At 52.8% G+C, this 7,371-nt stretch carries 9 protein-coding genes; 3 read left to right on the top strand and 6 right to left on the bottom strand.

Features of this window, described 5'->3' with window-relative positions; all coding sequences use genetic code 11:
- The 3 genes from ABWP27_RS11360 to ABWP27_RS11350 form a co-directional block, all read left to right on the top strand.
- The coding region (locus tag ABWP27_RS11360; RefSeq protein ID WP_353156811.1) for a DUF4198 domain-containing protein at positions 1-671 on the top strand (671 nt) is incomplete at its 5' end.
- 3 nt (positions 672-674) lie between these two features.
- Entirely contained in the window at positions 675-1,382 is a 708-nt protein-coding gene (locus ABWP27_RS11355; protein ID WP_353156808.1) for a PepSY-associated TM helix domain-containing protein, read from the top strand.
- Positions 1,383-1,558: 176 nt separating this feature from the next.
- A complete protein-coding gene (locus tag ABWP27_RS11350; protein ID WP_353156805.1) occupies positions 1,559-2,365 on the top strand; it encodes a slipin family protein in 807 nt (268 codons plus the stop codon).
- 43 nt (positions 2,366-2,408) lie between these two features.
- Here the strand turns inward: ABWP27_RS11350 and ABWP27_RS11345 are convergent, their stop codons facing one another.
- From ABWP27_RS11345 to ABWP27_RS11320, 6 genes are all read right to left on the bottom strand, one after another.
- Entirely contained in the window at positions 2,409-3,218 is an 810-nt protein-coding gene (locus tag ABWP27_RS11345; RefSeq protein ID WP_353156803.1) for a polyphosphate kinase 2 family protein, read from the bottom strand.
- A 2-nt stretch (positions 3,219-3,220) separates the two neighbouring features.
- Positions 3,221-3,673, bottom strand: a complete 453-nt coding sequence (locus ABWP27_RS11340) for a CoA-binding protein (protein WP_353156801.1) — start codon at positions 3,671-3,673, stop codon at positions 3,221-3,223.
- Between the two features lie 65 nt (positions 3,674-3,738).
- Positions 3,739-4,161 (bottom strand): F0F1 ATP synthase subunit epsilon, encoded by a 423-nt coding sequence (locus tag ABWP27_RS11335; protein WP_353156798.1) that lies wholly within the window; start codon positions 4,159-4,161, stop codon positions 3,739-3,741.
- Positions 4,162-4,249: 88 nt separating this feature from the next.
- The gene (atpD, locus tag ABWP27_RS11330; RefSeq protein WP_304934018.1) at positions 4,250-5,650 is read right to left on the bottom strand and encodes a F0F1 ATP synthase subunit beta; all 1,401 of its coding nucleotides are present in this window, start codon (positions 5,648-5,650) and stop codon (positions 4,250-4,252) included.
- 69 nt (positions 5,651-5,719) lie between these two features.
- Positions 5,720-6,589 (bottom strand): F0F1 ATP synthase subunit gamma, encoded by an 870-nt coding sequence (gene atpG / locus ABWP27_RS11325; RefSeq protein ID WP_353156795.1) that lies wholly within the window; start codon positions 6,587-6,589, stop codon positions 5,720-5,722.
- A gap of 27 nt (positions 6,590-6,616) precedes the next feature.
- The coding region (locus tag ABWP27_RS11320) for a F0F1 ATP synthase subunit alpha (protein ID WP_502905339.1) at positions 6,617-7,371 on the bottom strand (755 nt) is incomplete at its 5' end.

Genomic DNA, 7,371 nt, shown 5'->3' with positions numbered 1-7,371 from the left:
TGGTGAGCAGCGTCGCGCAAGCACATTACCTTTGGCTGGAATCCGGCAAGACCGGCGCATCGCTGTATTACGGCGAAGTCGATGTGCAGTTGAAAGAGAAAAGCCCGGGCAAGCTTGATCGCATTACGGGCCTGCAGGCATTGACACTCAAAGGTGGCGAAGCCAAAGCAGTTGAGGTCCATCGTACCGCCACGCATTTGGCCATCAGCAGCGGCAAAGCACCCACTGTTCTGGCACTGGAAGAATCCGTTGCTGTGGCAGACCTGACCAAACACAACCTTGGCATGGCGAAGTCGAATTACTATGCGCGCCTCGGCCAGCCTTTGGCCAGCGGTGCAACATCGCCGCTGGCGCTGGATATCGTGCAAGGCAGCAAGGCAAACTGCTTCGTTTTGCTGTATCGCGGACAGCCGTTGAAAAATGCCAAGCTTGAAGTGATTGCACCGAATACATGGATGCAGGAACATCAGACCGATGCGCAAGGCACGGTAGAAATCAATACACCATGGCGCGGCCAGTACGTGCTGCATGTGCTGTATATCGACAAAACCGCTGGCGAATTTTCAGGCAAGCAGTATGACAATCTGCGCAATCATCTGACTTACACCTTTGTAAAAACCAAAGGCGCAAATGCAGGCCCGGTACAAGCACCTAAACACCCAATGGAGTAAAGAATGAGTACCGACGTTACATTTCGTACACGCGAAGGCAAACCGGTGAATATGTCCGGTGCGGCTTCGCATGCCAAGCATGTTCGTCGACGCAGCAAACGTGCCATTTTCCTTACCTGGTTGCGCAAGATTCATTTGTACGTAGGTCTATGGGGTGCCGTATTCGGACTGTTGTTTGGTGGGACCGGCATTTTGCTCAATCATCGCGCGATCCTGAAAATTCCGGTTGAAAAAACGGTGCAATCAACCGCGCAACTGACACTACCGGCCAACAATTTTTCCACCCCGGAAGAGATGTCCAAATGGTTGCAAAAGGAATTGGATTTTGCACCAGTTGCACCACCCATCGTCAAATCCCAACCCGCCAAAATCGTCCTGTGGAATGACCTTGAGGTACAACAACCTGAACGCTGGACCATCGCATTGAACCGCCCCGGCCGTGGCGTGTCTGCTGAATATTTTGTAGGCAATCGTTTCGTCAAACTGGATCATGTCGATGCCACACCGATCGGCACATTAACGCGTTTGCATATGTCCGTAGGTGTTAGCGCTTTTTGGATATTACTGGCCGACTCAATCGCCGGCAGTTTGATCCTGTTGTCGATTACCGGTCTGCTGCTGTGGACGCAATTACACACCGTACGCAGCATCGCAGTGATGACCAGCGTCGGTGCCTTGCTCGCCGGCGTCTGGTTCATGTGGTCGATATAGCGTTACTGTCACTAAGGTTCAAGCCTGTCGGGCATGTGGGAGTAAAAGGCCTGGAATGTCTTGATGGACATCCTGGCAAAAATGCCTACTATGAATACATGAATTGCCGACGGTTCGACTAGTGACAGTTGCCACGCGCCATCTTTACCGAGGCAATTGGCTACAGGAGATTCATCATGTTCTCCGAACTAAACTGGCTTCCGTCTCTTCTTGTCTTGGCTGTCATCGTTTTCCTCGCCTCGGCCATCAAGATTTTCCGTGAGTATGAACGTGGCGTCGTCTTTACCCTGGGACGCTTCTGGAAGGTGAAGGGGCCGGGACTGGTCATCATCATCCCCTTGATTCAGCAGGTGGTGCGCGTGGATTTGCGTACCGTGGTGCTGGAGGTGCCGACCCAGGATGTCATCTCGCGCGATAACGTGTCCGTGAAGGTCAGCGCCGTTATCTACTTCCGCATCATTGATCCGCAGAAAGCGATCATCCAGGTCGCGAATTACCTTAACGCAACGAGCCAGCTGGCACAAACCATGTTGCGTTCGGTATTGGGCAAGCACGTTTTGGATGACATGCTGGCCGAGCGGGAAAAGCTGAATCACGACATTAGAGAGTCGCTGGATGTACAAACCGACTCGTGGGGCATCAAGGTTGCCAACGTCGAGATCAAGCAAGTCGATCTGACGGAATCCATGATCAGGGCCATTGCAAGACAGGCGGAGGCAGAGCGCGAGCGGCGCGCCAAGGTGATTCATGCCGAAGGCGAATTGCAGGCTTCGGAAAAACTATACTCAGCAGCCAAAATCCTGGCACAGGAGCCGCAGGCAATCCAGTTGCGTTATCTGGAAACACTGACGGTGATCGGTGCAGATAAAAACACGACCATTGTTTTCCCTCTGCCGATAGAGTTGGTTTCTTTCCTCAGCCGGCTTAGGCCCGCTGAACCACCAGGGCACACGACACCTGACGCCAATAAAATGGCAATGTAGGAGTGAAATGAGCGCGTGATCGTTTGAATCCGGTGCGTCTTCGTCAGACGACTTTCAACTTCGCAAACTCCGGATTGCCCGGAGGGAAAGCCGGCTTCAACTTTTGCAATGTATCCAGCACGATGCTGGCTATCGCCAGATTGCGATGTGTTTTTGAATCGGCAGGAATGACGTACCACGGCGCGTAATCGGTATCTGTTTCATTGATTGCAGCCTCATACAGACGCTGGTAATCAGCCCAGTATTTCCGTTCGGCCAAATCGTTGGGATCGAATTTCCAGTGCTTGTCCGGATCGGCGATACGTTCTTCCAGACGTTTCTTTTGCTCGTCACTGGAGATGTGCAAAAAGAATTTGAGAATCACGGTGCCGGTTTCGCTCAGCATGCGCTCGAAGTCCCGTATATGCGCATAGCGGCGCTTGCATTCCTTGTCGTCTATCCAGTCGTGTACACGCGTGATCAGCACATCTTCGTAGTGGCTGCGGTTGAAGATGGTGAACTCGCCCTGCCCCGGCACTTGCTGATGTACGCGCCATAAATAATCATGCGCCTTCTCTTCCGCCGTCGGCGCCTTGAAAGCAACGCTGGATACGCCCAGCGGATCGATTCTGCCAAACACGCCGCGCACGGTGCCATCCTTGCCGGAAGTATCCATGCCTTGCAACACAATCAGTATCTTGTGCTTGCGTTGGGCGTACAAAATTTCCTGCAAGTCAGCGATCTGCTGTGCTAGCTGTTCTACCTGCAATTTATCCTGCGCCTTGTCGCCGCTGGAAAGCGGCTTCTCGCCAGCGCCCGCATCAAGCACCTTCTGCTTTTTACCTGCACGGAATAATTGCTGGACGCTCGCCATATTTATCTCGCCTCGCTTTGTTCGGCATGCCAGATGGCATGATCGATTTTTGTACAACGGTCTGCCACAACATCCAGGCCGGCAGCACGCGCCTTGTCGGTTGCAGCTTCATTGATGACGCCGATTTGCAACCAGACACCTCGGGCACGGATCGCAATCGCCTCATCGACGATGGGCCCAACCAGTTCGGATTTGCGGAAAATATCCACCATATCTATCCGCGTTTGTTGTTCCGCCAGGGCCGCAGCTGCCAACGTTAACGTTGCATAGCAATGTTCACCGAGAATGTGAGTGCCTGCACACACAGGGTTGACTGGAATAATCCGGTAGCCATGCCGTTGCAGGTAGGCGGCAACCCCGTGGCTGGGCCTATCCGACTTGGGGGACAAACCGACTACGGCGATAACGCGGGATTCGGCCAGCAACTTGATGATGGTTTGCGGATTCTGATTCATGATTTCTTTTCCAAAAACAAGAAGGGCAGCCTAAGCTGCCCTTCATTGTATGCGGGAATTGCCGATTAGCGTTTTTGACGCAACCGTTGAATCGCCGCCAACTGTGCAATCGCGGTGGCCAATTCGGCCTGTGCTTGTGCGTAGTCGATTTTCGATTCTTTATTGACCAGTGCTTCTTCGGCCAATCGTTTCGCTTCTGCTGCCTTGGCTTCATCCAGATCGGCACCGCGAATTGCGGTGTCGGCCAGAACCGTCACGCCGTGTGGCTGCACTTCCAGAATACCGCCTGCTACAAAGACGAATTCGTCTTCAGCCTGGCCGGCAACCTTGATGCGAACCGCACCTGGTCGGATGCGTGTGATCAGTGGCGTGTGGCCCGGCAAGATGCCGAGTTCGCCTGATTCGCCCGGCAGCGCGACAAACTCTGCTTCGCCGGAGAAGATTTCTTCTTCGGCGGAGACTACCTCTACGCGCATTGTGTGTGCCATGTTAGAACCTTATTTCTTCGTCCAAAGACCGGAAAACGTTTGCTTGCGCATGCAGCGTTGAAGCTGCACCGCGCAAGCTGCTCAATGATTAGTTGAGTTTTTTCGCTTTTTCGATTGCTTCTTCGATGGTGCCTACCATGTAGAACGCTTGTTCTGGCAGGTGATCGAGTTCGCCGGATGCGATCATTTTGAAACCATTGATCGTATCTTTGAGCGAAACGTATTTACCTGGTGCACCGGTAAATACTTCAGCAACGTGGAACGGTTGCGACAGGAAACGTTGCATCTTACGTGCACGTGCGACCAGCAGTTTGTCTTCCGGTGCCAACTCGTCCATACCCAGAATCGCGATAATGTCGCGCAATTCCTTGTAGCGCTGCAAGGTACCTTGAACAGCGCGCGCTGTGTCGTAGTGATCTTGACCAACGACGAGTGGATCCAATTGACGCGAGGTCGAATCGAGTGGATCAACCGCTGGATAAATACCAAGCGATGCGATGTCACGCGACAGAACAACGGTGGAATCCAAGTGAGCAAATGTTGTTGCTGGCGATGGATCGGTCAAATCATCCGCTGGAACGTAGACGGCCTGGATCGATGTGATCGAACCGGTTTTTGTCGAGGTAATACGTTCTTGCAGACGGCCCATTTCTTCAGCCAGCGTAGGTTGATAACCCACAGCCGAAGGCATACGACCCAGCAAAGCGGATACTTCGGTACCAGCCAGCGTGAAACGATAGATGTTATCGACGAAGAACAACACGTCTTTACCTTCGTCACGGAATGCTTCAGCCATCGTCAAACCGGTCAACGCAACGCGCAGACGGTTACCTGGTGGTTCATTCATCTGACCGTAGACCATCGCTACTTTCGAGTTGGCCGGATTTTCCAGATCAACCACTTTAGCGTCAGCCATCTCGTGGTAGAAGTCATTACCTTCACGAGTACGTTCACCAACACCGGCAAACACGGACAAGCCGCTGTGTGCTTTAGCGATGTTGTTAATCAGTTCCATCATGTTGACTGTCTTACCGACGCCAGCACCACCGAACAGACCGACCTTACCGCCTTTTGCGAACGGGCAAACCAGGTCAATAACCTTGATGCCTGTTTCCAGCAAATCCTGCGATGGCGACAATTCGTCGTACGCTGGCGCTTTGCGGTGAATCGATGCTGTACGCTCGTGGCTCACAGGACCGCATTCGTCGATTGGGTTGCCCAACACGTCCATGATGCGGCCAAGAGTAGCCGTACCAACTGGTACCGTGATTGGATTGCCGGTGTTTTGAATGATCATGCCGCGACGCAAACCGTCGGATGTACCGAGTGCAATGGTACGAACAATACCGTCACCCAACTGTTGCTGAACTTCCAGCGTCAGCTCGGAGCCTGCCATCTTCAAGGCATCGTAAATCTTAGGCATCGCATTGCGGGGAAATTCAACGTCCACCACCGCGCCGATACACTGAACGATTTTGCCATCAGCCATTTTCGTTCCTTCAATATATAAAATTAAAATCTGGTTGTTGAGGGCAGCTTGCGCTGCTCCGCAATCGAATTAAACCGCAGCCGCACCGGCGACGATTTCGGAAAGTTCTTTCGTAATCGCAGCCTGACGCGTCTTGTTATAGACCAGCTTCAGTTCACCAATCACGCTACCTGCATTGTCGCTTGCCGATTTCATCGCCACCATGCGAGCCGATTGTTCGGACGCGAGGTTTTCCGCTACTGCCTGGAAAATCAGCGCTTCAACATAACGGATCAACAATTCATCAATCACGGTTTGCGCATCCGGCTCGTAGATGTAATCCCATGCCAGCGAATCTGCATCTGCCTTCAACGCATCAGCGGCCAATGGCAGCAACTGCTCCATCATCGGCTCTTGCTTCATCGTGTTGATGAACTTGGTGTACACGATGTATACCGCGTCCAGCTTGCCGTCCTGATACGCATCGAGCATCACCTTGACCGGACCGATCAGCTTGTCCAGATGCGGGGTGTCGCCGATTTGCACCGCATGCGACACGACACGCGCGCCGATACGATTCAGGAAACCCAAACCTTTATTGCCGATTGCGACGGTTTCGACCTTCCTGCCTTGCGCTTCCAGCTCGCGCAACTTGGTCGTCACGATACGCAGGGAGTTTGTGTTCATACCGCCGCACAAACCCTTATCCGTCGTCACAATGATGAAGCCCACCGTTTTCGACACATCCGACTTCACCAGAAACGGGTGTGTGTACTCAGGATTGGCTTGCGACAAATTGGCAGCGATATTACGAATCTTGTCGCTGTATGGGCGAGCCGCATGCATCCGGTCCTGCGCCTTGCGCATTTTGGATGCAGCGACCATTTCCATCGCCTTGGTGATCTTCTTCGTATTTTCTACGCTCTTGATCTTGCCACGTATCTCTTTGCCTGAAGCCATGAGTTATTACTCCTTATAGCCCCGAAATCAGAACGATTTTTTGAAATCAGCAATCGCAGCAGCCAATACAGCTTCGTCGTCTTTCTCGAGCTTCTTGGTGTCTTCGATTTTTTGCAGCAATGCTGCGTGGCTGGATTTCATGAAACCGTGCAGACCCGATTCAAACGCGAGTACACGTTTAACTTCGAGGTCATCGAAGTAGCCTTTGTTGACCGCGAACAGCGAAACCGCCATCAGCGAAGTCGACAATGGTGAGTACTGAGCTTGTTTCAACAATTCGGTTACACGTGCACCGCGATCGAGTTGCTTGCGGGTCGATGCATCCAGGTCCGAAGCGAACTGGGCAAACGCTGCCAATTCACGGTACTGCGCCAGATCGGTACGAATACCGCCGGACAGGCCCTTGATGACTTTGGTCTGTGCTGCACCACCAACGCGCGATACCGAGATACCAGCGTTAATCGCAGGACGTACACCAGCGTTGAACAACGATGTTTCCAGGAAGATCTGACCGTCGGTAATCGAAATTACGTTGGTTGGAACGAATGCGGAAACGTCGCCTGCTTGTGTTTCGATGATAGGCAATGCTGTCAACGAACCGGTTTTGCCTTTAACTTCACCTTTGGTGAACGCTTCGACGTAATCGGCGTTAACGCGTGCTGCACGTTCGAGCAAGCGGCTGTGGAGATAGAACACGTCGCCAGGGAACGCTTCGCGGCCTGGTGGGCGGCGCAACAGCAGGGAAACCTGACGGTACGCAACAGCTTGTTTCGACAAATCGT

Source organism: Herminiimonas fonticola (assembly GCF_040395855.1).
Classification (GTDB): domain Bacteria; phylum Pseudomonadota; class Gammaproteobacteria; order Burkholderiales; family Burkholderiaceae_D; genus Oxalicibacterium; species Oxalicibacterium fonticola_A.
Note: the sequence above shows the minus strand (reverse complement) of the source record. Positions and strands in the feature narration are given on the sequence as shown.